21 protein-coding genes and 1 tRNA gene are annotated in these 19246 nt (G+C 56.7%); 9 read left to right on the top strand and 13 right to left on the bottom strand.

The window, feature by feature from the left end:
* Positions 1-2: 2 nt before the first annotated feature.
* The 11 genes from fliP to fliF form a co-directional block, all read right to left on the bottom strand.
* A complete protein-coding gene (gene fliP, locus QMZ65_RS17780) occupies positions 3-734 on the bottom strand; it encodes a flagellar type III secretion system pore protein FliP (RefSeq protein ID WP_211729347.1) in 732 nt (243 codons plus the stop codon).
* Positions 731-1021: a flagellar biosynthetic protein FliO gene (gene fliO / locus QMZ65_RS17775; protein ID WP_211729346.1), complete on the bottom strand. Its 291-nt coding sequence runs from the start codon at positions 1019-1021 to the stop codon at positions 731-733. Before fliO ends, fliP begins: the two co-directional genes overlap by 4 nt.
* Complete coding sequence (fliN, locus tag QMZ65_RS17770) at positions 1021-1389, bottom strand: flagellar motor switch protein FliN (protein ID WP_097118244.1); 369 nt, start codon at positions 1387-1389, stop codon at positions 1021-1023. Before fliN ends, fliO begins: the two co-directional genes overlap by 1 nt.
* Entirely contained in the window at positions 1379-2389 is a 1011-nt protein-coding gene (gene fliM, locus QMZ65_RS17765) for a flagellar motor switch protein FliM (protein WP_097118243.1), read from the bottom strand. Before fliM ends, fliN begins: the two co-directional genes overlap by 11 nt.
* Positions 2390-2394: 5 nt before the next feature.
* The gene (locus QMZ65_RS17760) at positions 2395-2883 is read right to left on the bottom strand and encodes a flagellar basal body-associated FliL family protein (protein WP_211729345.1); all 489 of its coding nucleotides are present in this window, start codon (positions 2881-2883) and stop codon (positions 2395-2397) included.
* Positions 2884-3006: 123 nt separating this feature from the next.
* Complete coding sequence (locus QMZ65_RS17755; protein WP_249221770.1) at positions 3007-4194, bottom strand: flagellar hook-length control protein FliK; 1188 nt, start codon at positions 4192-4194, stop codon at positions 3007-3009.
* Between the two features lie 2 nt (positions 4195-4196).
* Positions 4197-4646, bottom strand: a complete 450-nt coding sequence (gene fliJ / locus QMZ65_RS17750; RefSeq protein ID WP_097118241.1) for a flagellar export protein FliJ — start codon at positions 4644-4646, stop codon at positions 4197-4199.
* Positions 4647-4648: 2 nt separating this feature from the next.
* Positions 4649-6013 carry a flagellar protein export ATPase FliI gene (fliI, locus tag QMZ65_RS17745; protein WP_160833935.1) on the bottom strand — a complete coding sequence of 455 codons (1365 nt, stop codon included), beginning with the start codon at positions 6011-6013 and terminating at the stop codon, positions 4649-4651.
* On the bottom strand, positions 6010-6702 hold the full coding sequence (locus QMZ65_RS17740) for a flagellar assembly protein FliH (protein ID WP_283216439.1): 693 nt from the start codon (positions 6700-6702) through the stop codon (positions 6010-6012). Before QMZ65_RS17740 ends, fliI begins: the two co-directional genes overlap by 4 nt.
* Positions 6689-7675 (bottom strand): flagellar motor switch protein FliG, encoded by a 987-nt coding sequence (gene fliG, locus QMZ65_RS17735; RefSeq protein WP_097118238.1) that lies wholly within the window; start codon positions 7673-7675, stop codon positions 6689-6691. The genes QMZ65_RS17740 and fliG overlap by 14 nt, the downstream gene beginning before the upstream one ends.
* Positions 7672-9321, bottom strand: a complete 1650-nt coding sequence (fliF, locus tag QMZ65_RS17730; protein WP_283216438.1) for a flagellar basal-body MS-ring/collar protein FliF — start codon at positions 9319-9321, stop codon at positions 7672-7674. The genes fliG and fliF overlap by 4 nt, the downstream gene beginning before the upstream one ends.
* A gap of 181 nt (positions 9322-9502) precedes the next feature.
* Here fliF and fliE point away from each other — a divergent pair, with 181 nt between their 5' ends.
* Genes fliE through QMZ65_RS17690 form a run of 8 tightly spaced genes read left to right on the top strand, consistent with a single transcriptional unit; the run spans position 9503 to position 16421 of the window.
* The gene (gene fliE / locus QMZ65_RS17725) at positions 9503-9814 is read left to right on the top strand and encodes a flagellar hook-basal body complex protein FliE (RefSeq protein WP_283216437.1); all 312 of its coding nucleotides are present in this window, start codon (positions 9503-9505) and stop codon (positions 9812-9814) included.
* 12 nt (positions 9815-9826) lie between these two features.
* Positions 9827-10672, top strand: coding sequence for a CheR family methyltransferase (locus QMZ65_RS17720; protein WP_097118401.1), 846 nt, complete (start codon positions 9827-9829; stop codon positions 10670-10672).
* Positions 10669-11715: a protein-glutamate methylesterase/protein-glutamine glutaminase gene (locus QMZ65_RS17715; RefSeq protein ID WP_097118235.1), complete on the top strand. Its 1047-nt coding sequence runs from the start codon at positions 10669-10671 to the stop codon at positions 11713-11715. The genes QMZ65_RS17720 and QMZ65_RS17715 overlap by 4 nt, the downstream gene beginning before the upstream one ends.
* 30 nt (positions 11716-11745) lie before the next feature.
* Entirely contained in the window at positions 11746-12132 is a 387-nt protein-coding gene (gene cheY / locus QMZ65_RS17710) for a chemotaxis response regulator CheY (RefSeq protein WP_034826392.1), read from the top strand.
* A gap of 5 nt (positions 12133-12137) precedes the next feature.
* Positions 12138-12776, top strand: a complete 639-nt coding sequence (gene cheZ / locus QMZ65_RS17705; protein ID WP_034826394.1) for a protein phosphatase CheZ — start codon at positions 12138-12140, stop codon at positions 12774-12776.
* Positions 12777-12782: 6 nt separating this feature from the next.
* A complete protein-coding gene (gene flhB / locus QMZ65_RS17700) occupies positions 12783-13934 on the top strand; it encodes a flagellar biosynthesis protein FlhB (RefSeq protein ID WP_097118234.1) in 1152 nt (383 codons plus the stop codon).
* Entirely contained in the window at positions 13927-16014 is a 2088-nt protein-coding gene (flhA, locus tag QMZ65_RS17695) for a flagellar biosynthesis protein FlhA (RefSeq protein ID WP_211729341.1), read from the top strand. Before flhB ends, flhA begins: the two co-directional genes overlap by 8 nt.
* On the top strand, positions 16014-16421 hold the full coding sequence (locus QMZ65_RS17690) for a flagellar protein FlhE (protein ID WP_160833930.1): 408 nt from the start codon (positions 16014-16016) through the stop codon (positions 16419-16421). The genes flhA and QMZ65_RS17690 overlap by 1 nt, the downstream gene beginning before the upstream one ends.
* A 218-nt stretch (positions 16422-16639) precedes the next feature.
* On the opposite strand, the gene QMZ65_RS17685 is transcribed toward QMZ65_RS17690, so the two are convergent.
* A tRNA-Leu gene (locus QMZ65_RS17685) sits at positions 16640-16724 on the bottom strand.
* A 266-nt stretch (positions 16725-16990) separates the two neighbouring features.
* On the opposite strand from QMZ65_RS17685, the gene QMZ65_RS17680 reads away from it, so the two are divergent.
* Positions 16991-17503, top strand: a complete 513-nt coding sequence (locus tag QMZ65_RS17680; RefSeq protein WP_283216436.1) for a YjjA family protein — start codon at positions 16991-16993, stop codon at positions 17501-17503.
* A gap of 215 nt (positions 17504-17718) precedes the next feature.
* Here QMZ65_RS17680 and pdxR read toward each other — a convergent pair whose 3' ends face one another.
* Entirely contained in the window at positions 17719-19095 is a 1377-nt protein-coding gene (gene pdxR, locus QMZ65_RS17675; RefSeq protein ID WP_283216435.1) for a MocR-like pyridoxine biosynthesis transcription factor PdxR, read from the bottom strand.
* Positions 19096-19246: the final 151 nt, after the last annotated feature.

Here is a 19246-nt window from a genome sequence, read left to right as displayed (position 1 = left end):
CCTTAGCTGTAGAAACTTTGTGCCAGTGAACCCAGCAGCAGCTGCCAGCCGTCGACCAACACAAACAGCATCAGTTTGAACGGCAGCGCGATGGTGGTGGGTGGCACCATCATCATGCCCAGCGCCATCAGAATACTGGCGACCACTAAATCGATAATTAAAAACGGGATGAATATCGTGAAGCCAATCTGGAAAGCGGTTTTCAATTCGCTGGTGACAAAGGCAGGCACCAGAATACTGAGCGGCACTGCATCCGGCCCGCTCATCGGCGGTGCTTTGGCGATACGTGCAAATAGCGCGAGATCCGCTTCACGCGTTTGATCCAGCATAAACGCGCGCAGCGGTTTAACCCCTTCCGCCAACGCTACTTCCATGGTGATGCTGTTGTTTTGCAGCGGCTGCCACGCTTTTTCATAAATCTGGTTCAGCACTGGCGACATCACGTAGAAAGTGAGGAACAGCGCCAGCCCGACCAGCACCTGATTCGGTGGTGCGGTGGGCGTCCCCAGCGCATTGCGCAGTAACCCCAGCACGATCACAATGCGGGTGAAACCCGTCATCATTAGCAAAATGCCGGGAATAAAGGTAAAGCCGCTCAGCAACACCAGCGTCTGCAGCGGCAGCGTCCAGCCATCTTCACCGTTGGGTCGGGCGATGACAATGTCGCTGTTGGCCGCCCCGGCGCTGGCGGCGGTGAAGAGCAGCAGCAACGCCATGACCGCGCGCCCTTTCATCGTCCGTCCTTAGCGTCAGGTTGCGGTGATTGGCTCAGGCAGGTGATTTGATGCGCGGTGACGCCGAGCAACAGCCGCTGCTCACCGATATCCACCAGCACCAGCCGCTCGCGCGCGCCGAGCGAGAGACGCGCCACCACATTAATGGCCGGATGGCTGCGTTGATAACGCTGCAGCCAGCCGCTGCGTTTCGCACTCCATGCCAGCAACAGCATCAGTAATATCACCAATCCCAGCGCACCGAGCAGCGTCATAAGCAGCGAATCATCAGCAGAGTGTGTGATCATTAGCGACTTAGCCGGTGCATACGCTCAGACGGCGTGATGATTTCGGTGATGCGAATACCAAATTTATCCGACACCACCACCACTTCGCCCTGGGCAATCAGATAGCCATTGATCAGGATATCCAGCGGTTCTCCCGCCAGACCATCCAGCGTCACCACTGAACCCTGGCTGAGACGCAGCAGCTCTTTGATAGTCATTTTTGTACGGCCCAATTCCACAGTCATTTTCACTGGGATATCCATTATCAGGCTCAAATCGTCAGTGCTTTGCGACGCGCTGCTGGCAGCCTGCTGCTCGCTCATGGCGTCTCCCCAAAGATTGTCGATAGAGGGATCTTCAGCGCCCGTCGAGGTTGGGTTATCGCTCATGGGGATGTGGCTCCTTGCTTATTGATGACAATGCAGGCTGAATTTTTTGTTCAACCTTGAGGGCATATTGGTTATTCACGGCCCCGTAGTGCGCAGTGAATATCGGCACACCGCCGGCGCTGGCGGTGATGCGATCCTGTTTGTCAAAGGTCAGTACATCGCCCTGCTGCATGCGCAGCACCGATGAGAGCCGGGTTTCCATTTGCGCAAAGGTCGCCACCAGCTCCAGCTCGGTTTCGCGCATCTCGCCCGCCAGCATGCCGCGCCAGTGAGCATCTTCACTGCGGGAGTGGCTGAGCGGCGGATTGCTTAACAGTTCGCGTAGCGGTTCGAGGGTGCTAAACGGAATACAGATATTAAATTCGCCACGATGCGAGCCAATCTCGACCGCAAATGGGGTGGTGACCACCACGTCATTGGGTGATGAGGTGATGTTGGTGAATTTCACCTGTATTTCCGAACGAATGTACTCGGTTTTGATGCTGAAAATGGTGCTCCAGGCGAACTCATAGGCTTCGCGCGCCATGCTCACCATGCGGTTAATTACACGCTGCTCGGTGGGGGTGAATTCGCGCCCATCGGCTTTGGTGGGAAAACGCCCATCGCCGCCAAACAGGTTATCCACGGCCATAAACACCAGCCCCGGTGAGAAGGCCATCAGCGAAGTGCCGCGCAACGGATGCAGATGCAGCAGATTCAGGTTGGTGGGCACCGGCAAATTGCGCGCAAACTCGTGGTAGGACTGGATGTGAATATTGCCAGCGGTCACATCCGGGCCACGACGCAGCAGATTAAACAGCCCGATGCGGAACTGACGAGCAAAGCGCTCATTAATGATCTCCAGCGAGTGCAGACGCTCGCGAATCACCCGACGCTGCGTATGCGGATCGTAAGGCCGGATATCACTGGCTTCTGCACTGTCTGAGACCGGGGCGCTGCTATCACTGTCGGCATTCAGCAGGCGATCGATTTCATCCTGAGACAAAAAGCTATCTGACATAGTATTTACCGCAGAATAAATTCATTAATTAACACTTCAGCGGGCGTGATTGCCTGTTGATGTGGCAATGGCTGGCTGAGTGCCGTTTGAATATCGGCAATCAACTGATGCTTTCCTTCATCCGTTGATAACGTTTCAAAAGTTTGCTGGGTGAATAACATAAATAGCCGACTGCGATATTCCGGCATAAATTTCGCTAACGTCGCCGATGACTGTGAGTCAATAAAACTCACCGTAATGCCTAAATACAGCACGCGATCAGCTTCTTCCTCGGTGGGTTTAAGGCTGACGGTGAAAGTATTCAGCGGCACATAGACCGGATCTACTTTTTCTATTACCGGTTCTTTCGGCTCGTCAGTCGAGACGCTCTGTTTTTCCAGCCAAAACCAATAGGCTACACCGCCACCGGTGGTTACCAGGCTGAGTGTGAGAAATATAATAAGGAGTGTTCGCAGGCGGCTACGTTTTGGTTTATCGGTCTTTTCTTCTTCCATAATGAATACACTCAGCGTGAGAGTTAATAGACTCAACAATATTGATGAAGAGCATGATTATAATATTTTCCGATGGAGTGGAATAAGCCAATGTCATTTCACACCTGAGGCTAATTCACCCTTTTATACGAAGGTATTTATTCCATAACTATTTCCCGGTGCTGACGCTATTAACTCTGTGGTGGATTCGTCTTCTCCCGCTCGATGGTCATCTGCATCGTCAGGCGATGGTGGCTGTGAGGATCCGCGCTGGCCATCTGCATTGGCATGTGGGTTTTCACTGCCCACGCTGGCTTGCTCCAGCTGCACGCCGGACTCGGCCATCGCCGCTCGCAGTTGCGGCAATGCCTGCTCAATGGCCTGACGTACGCCAGCATGTTCGCTGACGATATGGATCTGCGCCTGTTCTTGCTGCATGCGCAGGGAAATCTGCAACGAACCTAAGCTCTCCGGATGCAGGCGGATCTCCGCGCTGTGCACGCCCTGACGGCTCAGTAATGCAATCTGCTGGCTGAATTCCTGCTTCCACGCGGGAGATTCAGGTGGATGTTGCAGGGCCACCGTGACCGTTGCCGGCGCGGGCAGCGCTCGCTGTAACGGCATCGGAGTAGGATGATTGGTGGAGAGTCCCAGCTCGGTGATCGCTATGGTGTCAGCTTGCGATGCCAGAATTGGTGTACTTTGTCGCTCGGCGAGTTGGCCGCTGGCTGCCGTGGCAGAAACTTCGGGCTGCGGCACAGGTGACCGGCTGCCTGAACCTGGCTGACTAAAGCGATCGGCGGGCGCGCCGCGCATTTCGGCGAGAAGCGGACTGCGCGTCTTCACGACAGGCTGGCTACTCGCGTTGGCGAGAAGCGCATGGCGCGTGTCCACGGCAGGCAGACTATCTGCATTAGCAACAAGTGCATGGCGCGTATTCGTGACAGACAGGCGATCCGTGTCTGCGAAAAGCATATTGCGCGTGCCAGCGCTAAAGGCTCTGGCGGTAGCATCAGACCCGGCGTCGTCTAATCCGATGGAGTCGGCTGGGGCCGATCCGTGAAGGTTGGCCGTCTGTTGGCTTATCAACTGCTGCAACTGCCAGCGGGGATTGTCGCTGCCAGTGAGTGCAGACGCTGGCGCCCGCCCGGAATTCGACGATGCCGAACTCCGCATGGAAATGGCAGTGGCCAATACCGATAGCAAAGGTTCCTCCATCGCCAGCATGCCATCCTGCTTCTCCAGTAACAGTTCGCTAAAATCCTCGTCAGTCGGCTCGCGGGTTTTCAACACATCGCTGAGTTTGCCGTTAAGCAGTGCCGTGATATCCATCGTCATAACCGGCCACGCTGATGATTGATTCGCTGCGCACACTCATCCATCAGCTTCTGCTCACGACGGCTGGCCGCCTGCGCCTCATCACTCTGCCGCCGCGCCAGCAAGGTTTCAAACGCGTTCAGGCGCTGCTTGTCATTAATCCAGCATTTTTTCGCGCCATCGACGGCACGTTCGCACTGATCGACCTGGTTCTCATGTTGCCTGACCACCTGATTGAGCGACACGATAAACGCCTGATGGTTGACCAGATGCGCCACCGACATACCGCTGCCCGTCATGCCCCGCCGCAGTGACTGCTGATACTCATCTGCATAGGTTTGCAGCTGCTGATGCTGCGCCATGGCGTGCTGCAACGTCTGCTGCACCTGCCCCAGCGTTTGCGTGGAGGCGGTCAGTGTCTCTTCGGCTCTGTCACGTAACATAACCATGGGATTGCGCATGTGCATTGTCACTCCGGGATGTCAGGGAATAATTGAGCCAGCGCCGCCATTGCAGTCGGGTAGTCGCTGCGTTGGTGGATCGCCTGCTGGAGAAAGGCTTCAAGAGCGGGAAAACGATCGATGGCCTGATCGAGTAGCGCATCGCTGCCTGACGCATAGGCACCGACACTGACCAGATCGCGGTTACGCTGGTAGCAGGCCAGCAGCTGCTTAAAGCGCTGCACCTTGCGATATTGCGCTTGCGGGATCAGCTCGGTCATAGCGCGGCTGATTGAGGCTTCAATATCAATCGCCGGATAGTGCCCCGCTTCCGCCAGGCGACGTGACAGCACAATGTGGCCGTCGAGAATCGCGCGTGCCGCATCGGCAATCGGATCCTGGGGATCGTCGCCTTCGGTCAATACGGTATAAAACGCGGTGATCGATCCGCCGCCTGCCATGCCATTGCCCGCGCGCTCCACCAGCGCGGGCAGCCTGGCAAATACCGAAGGTGGATAGCCTTTGGTGGCGGGCGGCTCGCCGATGGCTAACGCCACTTCACGCTGCGCCATGGCATAGCGCGTCAGGGAATCCATGATCAGCAGGACATTCATGCCGCGATCGCGAAAGTCTTCTGCAATGCGCGTGGCATACACCGCACCCTGCATGCGCAGTAGCGGCGATACATCGGCAGGCGCGGCAATTACCACTGCGCGCGAACGCCCGGCTTCACCCAGAATATTTTCAATGAAATCTTTAACTTCGCGGCCGCGTTCGCCAATCAATCCCACCACGATCACCTCGGCGGTGGTAAAACGCGCCATCATGCCAAGCAGAACACTTTTGCCCACACCGGAACCGGCAAACAGGCCCATGCGCTGACCACGCCCCACCGTCAGCAGGCCATTGATCGCTTGCACACCAACGTCCAGCACGCTTTTGATCGGATCGCGATGCAGCGGATTGAGTGAAGCGGTGAACAGGCTCGCCAGCGGTTTGCCCAGTGCAGCACCGCCATCCAGCGGATGGCCCTGCGCATCCAGCACCCGACCCAACAGCTGGGGCCCAACGGGCAACTGTTTATCGCCGCCGCTATCGTGCGCAGGCGCATACACGCGCGCACCAGGCACAATGCCCTCCACCTGCGCCAGCGGCATCAGATACAGCGTGTGGCCGTTGAAACCCACCACTTCCGTGTCGACCACGGTTTTGCCTTGCGGGGTCTGCCGCTCGACGAGACACAGCGCGCCTATCGGCAATATCAGCCCCACAGCTTCCATCACCAGCCCGGTGGCGCGCGTCAGTTTGCCGTATTGGCGAAACCCCGGCACCGCCGCCATGTTGTGCTCAATGGTGTCGAGCGCATCGAGCCACTGCCTGAGTTGCTGGCTCATGGCACATTCTCCTGACGCGCCAGCTGGCACAGCGCCTGCCAGCGCGTTTCCAGGCTGGCATCGAACTCGCTTTCAGCCGAGGTAATGCGACAGCCGCCGGGCGCCAGTTGTGCATCGCTGTGTAGCTGCCAGCCCGTCTCAGTTAACGCCTGCGCCAGTGCCTGCTCAATCACCGCACGATCGTCGGGATGCACGTAGAGCTGGATAGTGCCGTGCAGCAGTGCGTCATGCTGGAGTAACTGGCGAATCTGTTGCAGCAGCGCGGGGTGATCGATCTGTGCCTGGCGGCCATACAACTGCTGCACGGCGGTGAGCGCCAACTGCACCAGACGACCGGGGATCACACTGTCGAGATTCTCGCGCGCCAGCCTGAAGTTTTGCAGCCAGCACTCGGCCTGACGCAACAGTGCCTGCTGCTGTGCTGCGGCCTGTTCGATGCCCTGCGCCAGACCCGCTTCATGCCCTTCGCGCCATCCAGCTTCGTAGCCCTGCTGCTGACCCGCCTCTTCACCCTGTTTCATTCCCTGACTGAAACCTTGCTGTTCAGCCTGTTTACGCAGGCGCGCCAGATCCGCCTGCCGCTGGGCCTCTGAGGCCGTGCTATCGATTTCAACCGTGATTTCCGCCGCTTCCTGCAGCAGGTTATCCGGCTGCCAGCGGCGCCATTGTGCGTGATCAGACATAGGCATCGTCGCTGCCTCCAATCACAATCTCACCGGATTCCGCCAGTTTGCGCACAATATTCAGGATGGTTTTCTGCTCGGCCTCAACCTGCGACAAGCGCACCGGGCCACGCGAAGCCAGATCGTCGAGGATCAGCTCCGCCTGGCGGCGCGACATGTTGGCAAGGAACTTGGTGCGCAACGCCTCGTTGGCCCCTTTTAGCGCAATCAACAGAGTTTCATTTTCAATCTCTTGCAGCAGACGTTGAATATGGCGATCTTCCACTTCAATCAGATTCTCAAACAGGAACATCTCATCGATCAGTTTCTGCGCCAGCTCCTGATCAAAATCGCGCACCGCTTCAATCGCAGAAGCCTCCTGCTGAGTTTTCATCAGGTTAAGGATTTCGGCAGCCGGTCGCACGCCGCCCATTTTGCTGCGCTTGAGATTTTGACCATCCAGCAAGGTATTCAGCACTTCGGTCAACTCTTGCAGCGCGGCAGGCTGGACGCCGCCAAAGGTGGCGATGCGCAGCATGATGTCGTTGCGCTCGCGGTCTTCAAACTTGCCCAGCACATCAGCGGCCTGATTGCGCTTGAGGTGCACCAGAATGGTGGCGATGATCTGCGGATGCTCTTCGCAAATCAGATCGTACACCGCCTGCGGCTCCATAAAGTTGAGCGTTTCCATGCCGTTGCTGCCCTGCTGGGTGTCCAGCAGATCTTCCAGCAGCGAACTGGCACGATCTTCGCCCAGTGCCTTCACCAGCACGCTGCGCAGATAATCATTGGTGTTCAGGCTGAGCGCGGCATATTCACTGGAATCCTGTTCAAACTGCTGCAATACCGCCGCCATTTGCTGATGGCTAAATCCGGCCATGTTGACCATCGCACCGCCGATCTGCTTCACCTCATGCGCATTGAGATGCTTAAACACCTCTGCCGCCAGCTCGTCGCCCAGCGTCAGCATCACCACCGCACTCTTATCTGCCGCATTCATGGCCTGCCCTCCTGGTTCATCCACTGGCGCAGCACCAGCGCAATCACGCGAGGCTCCTGCTCTGCCAGCTCACGCAGTTGCTGAGTGCTAATTTCGGTATGCGCACGCTGCTGAGCACGCTGGCGCACATCGTTCTCTGCCGCATGTTTTTGCGCTGCAGCGGCCTCGTCGCGCGCCTCTTTCTCCAGCTCCATCTGGCGCAGCGTGGTCTGCTGATGGCGTTCCCAGCTCGGTTGCACCAGTTTGCGCCACATGATCCAGGCGATGATCGCCACCACCAGATAGCGAAACAGATTCATTAACAGCGTGTGGAAACTCGCCTGCTGCCACAGCGGCAGCGGAGGCTCATCGACCAGGCCGTTAAACGGCGCATGCATGATATTGATGCTGTCTCCCCGCGTGGCTTGATAGCCAATCGCTTCCTGCACCAGGGTATTCAGGCGGGCCAGCTGCTCATCACTCATCGCACTCACGCTGCCCTCTTCGCCCTGCGGCAGATGGTTAATCACCACCGCCACCGAAAGACGCTCAATGCGGCCTATGCTGGATTTGCTGTGGATCAGTGTGCGGTCCAGCTCAAAATTGGTGGTCTCGTCGTTGCGATTATTGAAAGGCTGGCCTGCGGGACGCTTGCTGTCGCTGTCACCTAATGGCTGGGTAATCGGTGCCGTGGCGGGCGTGGGCGGCTGATGGCTGAGTGCGCCAGGAACACCGCCAGTGCCACTGTTGTTGCCCTGCTCTGCCTGGCTGGCCTGTCGGCTGCGAATCGCCATTTTTTGCGGATCGCTATTCGGCTGATATTGCTCCTGGGTCTGCTCCAGCTGGGTGAAATCGATCTGCGCCGTGACCTGCGCGCGCACGTTGTTTTCACCCACCAGCGGCGCCAGCATACGTTGAATTCGCTGCTGGTAATCAAACTCAATGTCGTTGGTGTATTTCAGCTGTGAGGTTTGCAGACCGCGCATGCCACTCTGCGTCAGCAAATTGCCACGCTGATCCACCAGCGTGACGTTCTCTGCTGCCAGGCCGGTTACCGCACTGGAGATCAGATGCGTTATCGCCACAATCTGGCCTTCATCCAGCGTGCGGCCGTTGATTAGATTGACGCTCACCGAGGCGGTAGGCGCTTTCTGCTCACGCACAAACAGGGACGGTTTGGGCACTGCCAGATGCACGCGCGCCGACTGGATCGGACCCAGATTCTCAATGGTGCGCGACAGCTCCCCCTCCAGCGCACGCTGGAAGTTCACCTGTTCGCTGAACTGGCTGATGCCAAATTTTTCCTGATCCAGCAGCTCAAAGCCGACTGCACCGCCCTTGGGTAAACCCTGCTGCGCCAGCTTCATACGGACTTCATGCACCTGCCCTTCTGGCACCCGGATCGCGCCGCTGGATGCGTCAATGCGATACGGGACGTTCAGCTGGGTGAGCTGCGCCACGATGGCACCGCCGTCTTCATCACTGATATTGCTGAGCAGGATGCTGTAACTCTGCTGATTGGCCCACATCACCAGCGCGATAACCACCGAAAGCGTGGCCGCTGCGGCAATTGCCAGCGCGATTTTCGGGCTGGATCGCAGCGATAACAGCACCGATTTTAATTGTGCGGACGGGTGATGATTTAAATCCTTTAACGTGGCACTCATGCCGCCTTCCTGTAAAAATAGTGATAGGTCATCAGGAATATTCAGAGAATCATTATTCATCGAAAGCGCGATTTATTAATGGGCAATAAGCTCGAAGTTGTGTTGTCTTATTGCATTTTCTGATGAATAGCCTCGAATGCTAATCTGCCGCTCTGTATTCTTATTCCAATGGGCGTGAAGCATGTCAGCGAGCTTATTACGAGGCGTACTCGATCAGATTCAATCTCAGGCGCAACAAGTCACAGGCGCGATATCTCCGCGCGATAACACCCCTTCCTTCTCAGATAGGTTATTGCACAGTATCAATGAGATAAATAAAACCCAGCTGGATGCCAAAACCAAAACGCAGCAGTGGATGTCAGGCAGCAGCGATCTCGGCCTTAACGATGTGATGCTGGCGATGCAGAAATCCTCAATTTCATTTAGCTTTGGCATGCAGGCTAAAAATAAAATGATTGCTGCGTATCAGGAAGTGATGAATACGCCGGTATAAGGCTTGATGGCAATGCATGAAAATAACACCACAGCTGCGCGCTTATTACCCGGCTCGCTGTCATTAACCGATATTGAATTAATTCGCCTGGGAAAACTGATTTATCAGCGCGCCGGCATTGTGGTAAATACACAAAAAAAAGAGATGATATTTAACCGTCTCTCACGCCGGGTGCGCGAACTCAAACTGAACACCTTTACCGCTTATGCCGACCTGCTCGAATCCCACCCTGAGCAGCCGGAGTGGCAGATTTTTATCAATGCCATGACCACCAATCTCACGTCGTTTTTCCGGGAAGCGCATCATTTCCCGATTCTGGCGGAACATGCACGCCAGCGTCCGAAAGATTATCGCGTGTGGTGTACCGCCGCCTCGACCGGTGAAGAACCCTGTTCAATCGCCATCACGCTGGATCAGGTTTTGGGCAGCGGATTACGCGTCTGGGCGTCTGATATTGATACCGATGTGCTGGCCAAAGCGCAGGCGGGAATCTATCGCTTTAGCGACATTCAAATGCTGAATCAGACGCAGAAACGCCTCTATTTTCTGCGCGGCAGTGGTCACAGTCGCGAGTACGTCAAAGTGAAACCCGCGCTGTTGGCGAACATCCATTATCAACAGATCAATCTGCTGGCGGACAGCTGGCCGCTGCCACAGCCGTTTGATGCCATTTTCTGTCGCAACGTGATGATCTATTTTGATTTTCCTACCCAGCTGCGGCTGCTTGAGCGCTTCGCTCGTCTGCTTAAACCCGGCGGTTTGCTGTTTGTTGGCCACTCTGAACACTTCTCCCAGCCCACGCTGCCTCTACAGTTGCGCGGGCAATCAGTGTACGAACGGATGGAGGTTGCACCTTGAAGCGGATACGCGTGATGGCGGTGGATGATTCCACCTTAATGCGCAATATGCTCAGCGCCATCGTCAATCAGCAGGCCGATATGGAGATGGTGGCTACGGCACCCGATCCGCTGATCGCCCGTGACCTGATTAAACAACTCAACCCGGATGTGCTGACGCTGGATATTGATATGCCGCGCATGGACGGGCTGGAGTTTCTGAGCCGACTGATGCGGCTGCGGCCCATGCCAGTGATCATGATCTCCAGCATGACCACGCGCGGATCCAGCGCCACGCTCAATGCATTGGAACAGGGCGCGGTGGATTTTATCCCTAAACCCGGTAACCAGATGCCCGGCGATCTGGCGGCATGGGGCGCGCTGCTGGCAGACAAAATTCGTGGAGCCGCCAAAGCCAATCCCAATCGCTATCGGCTCAACGCTGCCTCCGGTGCGCTACTGGCTGGCATCAAGACCGATGCCTCGCAAATTATCGCCATTGGTTCGTCTACAGGCGGCACCGAAGCGCTGCGCCGGGTGCTGACACAGATGCCGTTAAGCAGTCCCGGCATCGTCATCGCCCAACATATGCCAGCCGGTTTTACCCGCTCCTTCGCCCAACGCATGGACTCACTGTGCCAGATTTCGGTACGTGAAGCCGAACACGGTGAACCGCTGTTGCCGGGCAATGCCCTGATTGCGCCGGGCGATCGTCATCTGGAGATCGTGCGCCTCAGCCGGGGTTACGAAGTGCAGATCAGCGACAACGCGCCGGTCAATCGCCATCGCCCGTCGGTGGATGTGCTTTTCCATTCCGTGGCGCAGCAGGCAGGCAAACTCGCCAGCGCTGCCATCCTCACCGGTATGGGCAACGATGGCGCACGCGGCCTGCTAACGCTGCGGCAGGCCGGTGCCTGGACGCTGGCGCAGGACGAAGCCAGTTGTGTGGTGTTCGGCATGCCGCGCGAAGCCATTGCGCTGAACGGTGCCTGTGAGGTGGTGGATTTGGATCAGGTCGGCCAGCGTTTACTCGACGGTTTCAGCAACAACCTACAACGCAAATAAATGGATTAACCGGTTCAGGAGAACATTGAGATGTCAGATAAAAACCTGCGTTTTCTGGTGGTAGATGACTTTGCCACTATGCGACGCATCGTGCGTAACCTGCTGCAGGACCTCGGCTATCAAAATATTGAAGAGGCGGAGGATGGTCAGGATGCGCTGAATAAACTGCGTGCCGCCACGTTCGATTTCGTGGTCAGCGACTGGAATATGCCCAATCTCGACGGGCTGGAACTATTGAAGGCCATTCGCAGCGATGCCGCCATGGCCAAACTACCGGTGCTGATGGTCACGGCCGAAGCCAAGCGCGAGAACATTATTGCCGCCGCACAGGCGGGCGCGAACGGCTATATCGTCAAGCCCTTCACGGCTGCCACGCTGGAAGAGAAGCTCGGCAAAATCTTTGAAAAACTGGGGTAATCAGCATGAACTCACCCACGGATATGCCGAGTGAAAACCCGAAAGATCTGTTTATACGTATCGGGCATCTCACACGCCTGCTGCGTAACAGCATGGCTAATCTGGGTCTGGAGCAGACCATCTTTGAGGTGGCCGATGCGTTTCCCAATACGCGTGACCGCCTGCGTTACGTGGTGAGTAAAACCTCGCAGGCGGCCGATCGCGCCCTGACCAGCGTCGAGGCCGCGCGCCCGCTACAGCTGGCTTTGAGCGATGACGCCAGCGCACTGAGCGATCGCTGGGATCGCTGGTTTGCCGATCCGCAACCGCTGGATCAGGCGCGCGAGCTGGTGCACGACACCCGCGCTTATCTGCAAAGGGTGCCTGATTTAACCCAACAGACCAATGACGAACTCACCGAGATCATGATGGCGCAGGATTTTCAGGATCTCACCGGCCAGGTGCTGAACAGCCTGATGCAGGTGATCGATACCGTGGAGCGCGAGCTGATCAGCGTGTTAGTCGAGAACATGGGCGATCGTGATGCGCCTGAGGATCCGAGCGAAGTGCAGTTGAAGAACGGGCCGCAAGTCGATCCCCACGCTCAGGGGATCGCCGCTTCACAAGAGCAGGTGGATGATCTGCTGGACTCGCTGGGTTTCTGATGCGTCATGGCTGAAGAGAGCGACAACGAGAAGACCGAGGATCCCACACCCGAACGCATTAAAAAGTCACGGGAAGAGGGACAGGTTCCGCGATCGCGCGAACTGACCACGCTGGCCATGCTGCTGGTGGGTTGGGGATTGATGGCGATCGGTGGCAGTCAGCTGGCGCGAAAGCTGCAGCAGTTGATGCACAACGGACTGGCGTTTGATCGCCTGCTGGTGCGCGATCCGCAGCATATGCTGGATCAGGCCGCATCCTTACTGGGGATCGCTATGCTGGCGCTGTTGCCGCTGGTCGGCGGGTTGTATCTCACCGCGCTGACGGCGCCGGCAATCATCGGTGGCCTCAACCTCAGCGGCAAGGCGATCAAGTTCAATCCCAAAAAGCTCAACCCGCTGTCGGGCCTCAAACGTCTGTTCTCTTCACAGATGCTGTCCGAGATGGTGAAAGCGATCCTTAAAGTCTTACTGGCGGCGACCGGCGGCGGTCTGTTCCTGATGCTGAATAAAAGCCAGTTGGTCGCGTTGATGTTTGAACCCCTCAACATGGCGCTTAACGATATCAGTCAGTTACTGATGCTGTGCATGCTGATCATCATCCTGTCGCTGATCCCGATGGTGATTTTCGATGTGGTGTATCAGCTGTGGAGCAACTGGAAAAAGCTGCGTATGAGCCGTCAGGACGTGAAAGATGAGTTCAAAAAACAGGAAGGCGATCCGCTGCTGAAAGGCCGTATTCGCCAGTTGCAGCGCCAGATGGCGCAGCAACGACAAATGGCTGCCGTGCCTGACGCCGATGTGGTGGTGAATAACCCAACGCACTACTCGGTGGCGCTAAAATATCAGGAAGGCAGCATGGGCGCGCCGGTGGTGGTGGCGAAAGGCAGCGGCCTGATTGCCCTGCGCATCCGCGAACTCGCCGCTGAGAACCGCATCCCGATGCTGGATGCTCCACCACTGGCACGCGCCTTGTATCGCCATTGCGAGACCGGCGCCCCCGTGCCAACCGAACTGTATAACGCCGTGGCGGAAGTGCTGGCGTGGGTTTACGGCCTGCGCCGCTGGCGCAAAGGCTACGGCAACCCACCGTCACGCCCGATGAATTTGCCGGTCCCGGAAAAACTGGATTTTGCCCAAGAGAGTGAGAGTGATGGCTAATATCGCCACAAAATTACGTTTGCCGACGCTGAAAGAGACACAGTGGCAGGTGCTGGCCGGGCCGGTGTTGATCATGACCATCCTCGCGATGATGATCCTGCCGCTGCCGACCTTCGTGCTGGATCTGCTGTTTACCTTCAATATCGTACTGTCGATCATGATCCTGCTGGTGGCGATGTTTACGCAGAAGACGCTGGAGTTCTCGGCGTTTCCCACCGTGCTGCTGTTCTCCACCCTGCTGCGCCTGGCGCTGAATGTCGCCTCGACGCGCGTGATTCTGATGCAAGGCCACACCGGCTCAGATGCGGCGGGCCAGGTGGTGGAAGCCTTTGGTCATTTCCTGGTGGGCGGCAATTTCGCCATTGGCATTATCGTTTTTATCATATTGATTATTATAAACTTTATGGTGATTACCAAAGGCGCCGGACGTATCGCTGAAGTCGGCGCGCGTTTCACACTGGATGGCATGCCCGGTAAACAGATGGCGATCGACGCCGATCTCAACGCCGGTTTGATCGGCGAAGACGAAGCCAAGCGCCGTCGCAAAGAGGTGACGCAGGAAGCGGACTTTTATGGATCGATGGACGGTGCCAGTAAATTTGTGCGCGGCGATGCGATTGCCGGACTGATGATCATGGCGATCAACATTATTGGCGGCTTGATCATCGGCGTGATGCAGCATGACATGACCATGGGCGGGGCGGGTGAGACTTACACGCTGTTGACCATTGGCGATGGCCTGGTGGCACAGATTCCAGGGCTGGTGATCTCCACCGCAGCGGGCGTGGTCGTCACGCGCGTGGTCAACGATCAGGATGTGGGCGAGCAGATGGTGGGCCAGCTATTTACCTCTCCGCGCGTGCTGACGCTGGCCGCCGTGGTGATTGGCTTGCTCGGGTTGATTCCCGGCATGCCGAACATCGTTTTCCTGCTGTTTACCGCCCTGTTGCTCGGATTAGCCTGGTGGCTGCGCGGCCGCGCCCTGCAGCAACCGGCAGCCGGTGCTTCGCCCGTGACGCGGGCAGAGAGCGAGGCTGCGCAGGTCAACGAAGCGAGCTGGGCTGATGTTCAGCTGGAAGATGAGCTTGGACTGGAAGTCGGTTATCGCCTGATCCCGATGGTCGATCATGAGCAGCAAGGCCAGTTGCTGACGCGCGTGCGCGGTATCCGCAAAAAATTCGCCCAGCAGATGGGCTTCTTACCCCCTGCAGTGCATATCCGTGACAACCTTGATTTGCCGCCAACTCGCTATCGCATTTTGCTCAAAGGCGTTGAGATCGGCCACGGCGAGATCCAGCCCGACCGCTGGATGGCGATCGATCCCGGCTGCGCCGAAGGTGAGATTCCCGGCACGCCGTGCATCGAGCCCACCTTTGGCCTGCCCGCGTTGTGGATCGACGAGGTGCAGCGCGAACTGGCGCAAACGCTGGGCTATACCGTGGTCGACCCGAGTTCCGTGGTCGCCACCCATCTTAATCATCTGATCTCGACCCATACCGAAGAGCTATTTGGCCGTCAGGAAGCGCAGCAGTTGCTGGACCAGCTCAGCAAACATGCTCCGAAACTGGTGGAGGATCTGATCCCCGCCGTCATCAGCCTGACCTTGCTGCACAAGGTGTTGCAGAACCTGTTGGCAGAGCGCGTGCCGATCCGCGATATGCGCACTATTATCGACACGCTGGCGGAGTTTGCTACGGCCAGCAGCGATGCCGATGAACTTACTGCCCGCGTGCGAGCACGTCTGGCGCGCGCCATTACACAGCAGTGGTTCCCCGGCGAGGAGGACATTCAGGTCATTGGGCTGGATGTGTCACTGGAGCAGCTGCTGGTACAGGCCACGCAAAGCGGCAGCGCCATTGAGCCGGGCATTGCCGAGAGCCTGATGAAACAGACCGAACAAGCGCTGATGCATCAGGAAGGATTAGGTGCGCCGCCGGTGCTGCTGGTGAATCCGGCGCTGCGCCTGATGCTGTCGCGCTATCTGCGCCGCATGTTCCCGCAGATGGCGGTGCTCTCAAGCCAGGAGATCAGCAGCCAGCGCAACGTGCGGATGACGTGGCTGATTGGGGGTAAAAGCTGATGCGATGCTGGATGTGGTTTGGGCTGCTGTTATTCTCGCCGCTGGCGCTGGCTGCGGAAGGATCATGGAGCAGCCAGAGCTTTGGCGGCGTGATCACTCAGGGTAAACAAGTGTTTAAAAGCCGTCCGGTACAGCCTGTCGTGCCACCTCCTGCGGGCGCGATGGCCAGGCATCTGGCATGGCGCATCGCCGTCGATGGGCCCGTACCCATGGGGTTTCAGGTACAGGTCTGCGGTGGCGGTCGCTGCGTGAAGCTGCCGGGATTGCGTGGAGAGATGGCCCTGCCGCATGGCTTCCCGGCTGGCGGACCGTTGTGGTTTGAGTATTTTTCAGCGGTGCGCGGCACGATAGCGCCAGCGGTTACGGTGTTGAGTAATCAGGTGACGGTGGGGTATTGGGTGCGGTGAAATCGATGCTAACTATCTGAGTAAAATAATTTAAATCATCTGAGATATTACTGTTTAAGGCTCATACCTTCCATATGAATCAACAATAAAAAAAACATTGAGTTATATGTTTTCGTTACAGGATTATTGAAGATTTTTTCGTTTAGAGGGAGTGTGTATTAGTGAATTTCAGACACAAAAAAAGCCGCTCGTAAGCGACTTAATTTTGCATCAATCGATGGTGCCGAAGGTCGGACTCGAACCGACATGTATCTCTACGGTTGATTTTGAATCAACTGCGTCTACCGATTTCGCCACTTCGGCACTGAAGAGGATGCGGAAAACGTTGGCGATTATACCGTTACAAACAGAGTGCGCAACACTAATCGACAGCGCTTTGCGCTAAGCGTTGAAAAAACCAGCACTTCGCAGGTTCTGGGGGGCAAACACGGCAGCACAAGTGCCCTTTCGGCGCTTTCCTGTGCAGATTCCAGAACATTCCCAAACTCCCGCCACTTCGGAACTTTCCGTGCTTACGCCTCTCTTAACCAAAACTGACAACGTCAGATGTATAAAACAAAGAGGTTGAGATGAACAAAGCAACACAACGCATCATTTTGGGATTGGGTATCGCGGCAGCACTGACAGCAGGCAGTGCATCGGCGGCGAGTTGGCAGGATCAGCTGAGCAGCGCGGCATCGCAGTTATCTCAGCAAAACAGCGGCTCTACCACCAGCAACACGCAGAACGGCGGTCTGTCGCTCTCTTCGCTGAGCGGTTTACTGAATGGTGGTGACAAAGCGGTTAGCTCCAACAGCATGACCAACGCCGCAGGCGTGATGTCCTACTGCGTGCAGCACAACGTGGTGGATAACAATGTTTCATCAGTGAAGGATCAGGTGCTGAGCAAGCTTGGCCTGAGCAGCCCCGCCGCACAAGAGCAGAAAACCGATTATCAGCAGGGTCTGCAGGGCTTGCTGAACACCGGCAACGGTCAGCAGCTGAATCTGCAGAGTCTGAGCAACTCGCCGATGGGTGAGAAACTGAAGACCAAGGCCTGTGACGTGGTGCTGAAACAAGGCAAAAAATACATCGGCATGTAATTCCCGCCCTACTTCGGGTTGCAGGTGCGTTGGCGGCTTTCGTTCCCCCGCATCGCTTACTGAGTAAGTGCATCGGGCGTCTCTCGATAGCCGCCGTTCTGCATCCGGAATGATAGTGGGTGAAGTAACCATGAATAAGACGCGAGCTGTCCCTCGCGTCTTATTTACTATTGATGGGGAGCGCAATAAATTGCGCCGCTAGGGCCATTAATCCATCAGCTCATCAACCCGTTAGTTTCTTCTACCACCCTGCCCAGCACATCCACCGCCTGCTCAAACGATCGAATATTGGTGTAACCGATCACCAGCCCGTAGCGTTTTTGGGTTTGTGTATACCAGCCAGAAAGCGGTAACACCCGCAGCTGATGACGCTGCCAAATCTCCGCCAGTGCCACATCCTGAATACCTCGCCGCAGGAAGGCCACGATATGCATGCCACCATCAGTGAGTTCAAAGTCAAACAGCTGCGGGAAACAGTGCTGTAGCGCATCCAGCATCATGCGGCGGCGCTGCTGGTAGAGAATCCGCATCTTCTTGATATGGCGATAGAAGTGTCCATCACTGAGGAATTGCGCGAGGATTTTCTGCGGTAGCAACGGCAAACCGGTTTCGAGGATTTCACCCAGCTCGCGGAAGCGTTCAATGGTCTGCTGCGGCATCACCAGATAACCCACGCGCATCGCGGGCATCATGGTTTTGCTGAAAGTGCCGGTATAGATCACCCGATCGTGCACATCAAGGCTTTTTAGCGCCGGGATCACTTTGCGCGTGTAGTGAAACTCGCCATCGTAATCATCCTCAATGATCCAGCTGCTATTCTGCTGCGCCCACTCCAGCAATTGATGCTTGCGGGGTAATGATAACGTCACCGCAAGCGGGCTCTGATGGGTTGGCGTGACGACCGCGAAGCGTGCGTCTGAGTGATAACGCAGGAGGAAATCCACGTCGAGACCTTCACGATCCACCGGTACATAGTGCAGATTCGGTGCGATGCGCTTTAACAGTTTCTGCCCAAAGAAATAGCCCGGGTCTTCAAACAGCACTTTGTCGTGAGGATGGGCCAGCACGGCCAGGATGAGGCGCAGGTTGGCACGATAACCGGTGGTGATAAAAATCTGCTCCGGCTGGCAGTTGAGCCCGCGCGAAATATTGAGATAGCTGGCAATCGCCTCACGCAATGGCTGGTAGCCCATGATGGCGGGCATGATCATTTCATCGGGCCGCAACGTTCGCGCCGCCTTTCCGGAGATCAGCAGCCACTTCTTGTGCGGGAACTCATCCAGTGCCGGAATACCCAGCCGCAGCTCGCCTTTACTTTCAATCACCGGACGTTCGAGCGGTGTGGAAGGTGGCGCCGCGTTGACCACAGCGGCTTCGCCGAGATTCAGTGCAGGGTTCACACGTGTGCCCTTCGCGCCCTGGCTGACAAAGTATCCCTCTCCAATGAGGATCTCATAGGCGGCCTCCACGGTTTTACGCGCGACTTGTAGCTCACTGGCTAACACGCGGATCGCGGGCACCCGATCGCCCGGCTTTAAGCTCCCTTCCAGGATCTGCTGGCGATAGCGAGCGTAAATTTCTTTGTAACCCATCTGTCTTCCTTCATCACGATGAAGTGCACATGAATGCGCCCCTGAAGAATGAGCGCACGTCACAGCAGCATAACCATGTCCTACCTGTTTTCTCCTATATTGACCCTTTTTCCTTCGACATAGAAGTTTAAGATGTTCCCATCAACCCGAC

It is taken from the genome of Pantoea sp. EABMAA-21, assembly GCF_030053335.1.
In the GTDB taxonomy this organism is placed as follows: domain Bacteria; phylum Pseudomonadota; class Gammaproteobacteria; order Enterobacterales; family Enterobacteriaceae; genus Pantoea; species Pantoea communis.
The sequence above is the reverse complement of the archived record's forward strand: the minus strand, read 5'-3'. Positions and strand labels throughout refer to the sequence as shown.

Excerpts from the sequence above, each read along its gene's own strand:
- fliP (WP_211729347.1), bottom strand. The coding sequence starts at position 734 with ATGAAAGGGCGCGCGGTCATGGCGTTGCTGCTGCTCTTCACCGCCGCC.
- fliO (WP_211729346.1), bottom strand. The coding sequence starts at position 1,021 with ATGATCACACACTCTGCTGATGATTCGCTGCTTATGACGCTGCTCGGT.
- fliN (WP_097118244.1), bottom strand. The coding sequence starts at position 1,389 with ATGAGCGATAACCCAACCTCGACGGGCGCTGAAGATCCCTCTATCGAC.
- fliM (WP_097118243.1), bottom strand. The coding sequence starts at position 2,389 with ATGTCAGATAGCTTTTTGTCTCAGGATGAAATCGATCGCCTGCTGAAT.
- QMZ65_RS17760 (WP_211729345.1), bottom strand. The coding sequence starts at position 2,883 with ATGGAAGAAGAAAAGACCGATAAACCAAAACGTAGCCGCCTGCGAACA.
- QMZ65_RS17755 (WP_249221770.1), bottom strand. The coding sequence starts at position 4,194 with ATGGATATCACGGCACTGCTTAACGGCAAACTCAGCGATGTGTTGAAA.
- fliJ (WP_097118241.1), bottom strand. The coding sequence starts at position 4,646 with ATGCACATGCGCAATCCCATGGTTATGTTACGTGACAGAGCCGAAGAG.
- fliI (WP_160833935.1), bottom strand. The coding sequence starts at position 6,013 with ATGAGCCAGCAACTCAGGCAGTGGCTCGATGCGCTCGACACCATTGAG.
- QMZ65_RS17740 (WP_283216439.1), bottom strand. The coding sequence starts at position 6,702 with ATGCCTATGTCTGATCACGCACAATGGCGCCGCTGGCAGCCGGATAAC.
- fliG (WP_097118238.1), bottom strand. The coding sequence starts at position 7,675 with ATGAATGCGGCAGATAAGAGTGCGGTGGTGATGCTGACGCTGGGCGAC.
- fliF (WP_283216438.1), bottom strand. The coding sequence starts at position 9,321 with ATGAGTGCCACGTTAAAGGATTTAAATCATCACCCGTCCGCACAATTA.
- fliE (WP_283216437.1), top strand. The coding sequence starts at position 9,503 with ATGTCAGCGAGCTTATTACGAGGCGTACTCGATCAGATTCAATCTCAG.
- QMZ65_RS17720 (WP_097118401.1), top strand. The coding sequence starts at position 9,827 with ATGCATGAAAATAACACCACAGCTGCGCGCTTATTACCCGGCTCGCTG.
- cheY (WP_034826392.1), top strand. The coding sequence starts at position 11,746 with ATGTCAGATAAAAACCTGCGTTTTCTGGTGGTAGATGACTTTGCCACT.
- cheZ (WP_034826394.1), top strand. The coding sequence starts at position 12,138 with ATGAACTCACCCACGGATATGCCGAGTGAAAACCCGAAAGATCTGTTT.
- flhB (WP_097118234.1), top strand. The coding sequence starts at position 12,783 with ATGGCTGAAGAGAGCGACAACGAGAAGACCGAGGATCCCACACCCGAA.
- flhA (WP_211729341.1), top strand. The coding sequence starts at position 13,927 with ATGGCTAATATCGCCACAAAATTACGTTTGCCGACGCTGAAAGAGACA.
- QMZ65_RS17690 (WP_160833930.1), top strand. The coding sequence starts at position 16,014 with ATGCGATGCTGGATGTGGTTTGGGCTGCTGTTATTCTCGCCGCTGGCG.
- QMZ65_RS17680 (WP_283216436.1), top strand. The coding sequence starts at position 16,991 with ATGAACAAAGCAACACAACGCATCATTTTGGGATTGGGTATCGCGGCA.
- pdxR (WP_283216435.1), bottom strand. The coding sequence starts at position 19,095 with ATGGGTTACAAAGAAATTTACGCTCGCTATCGCCAGCAGATCCTGGAA.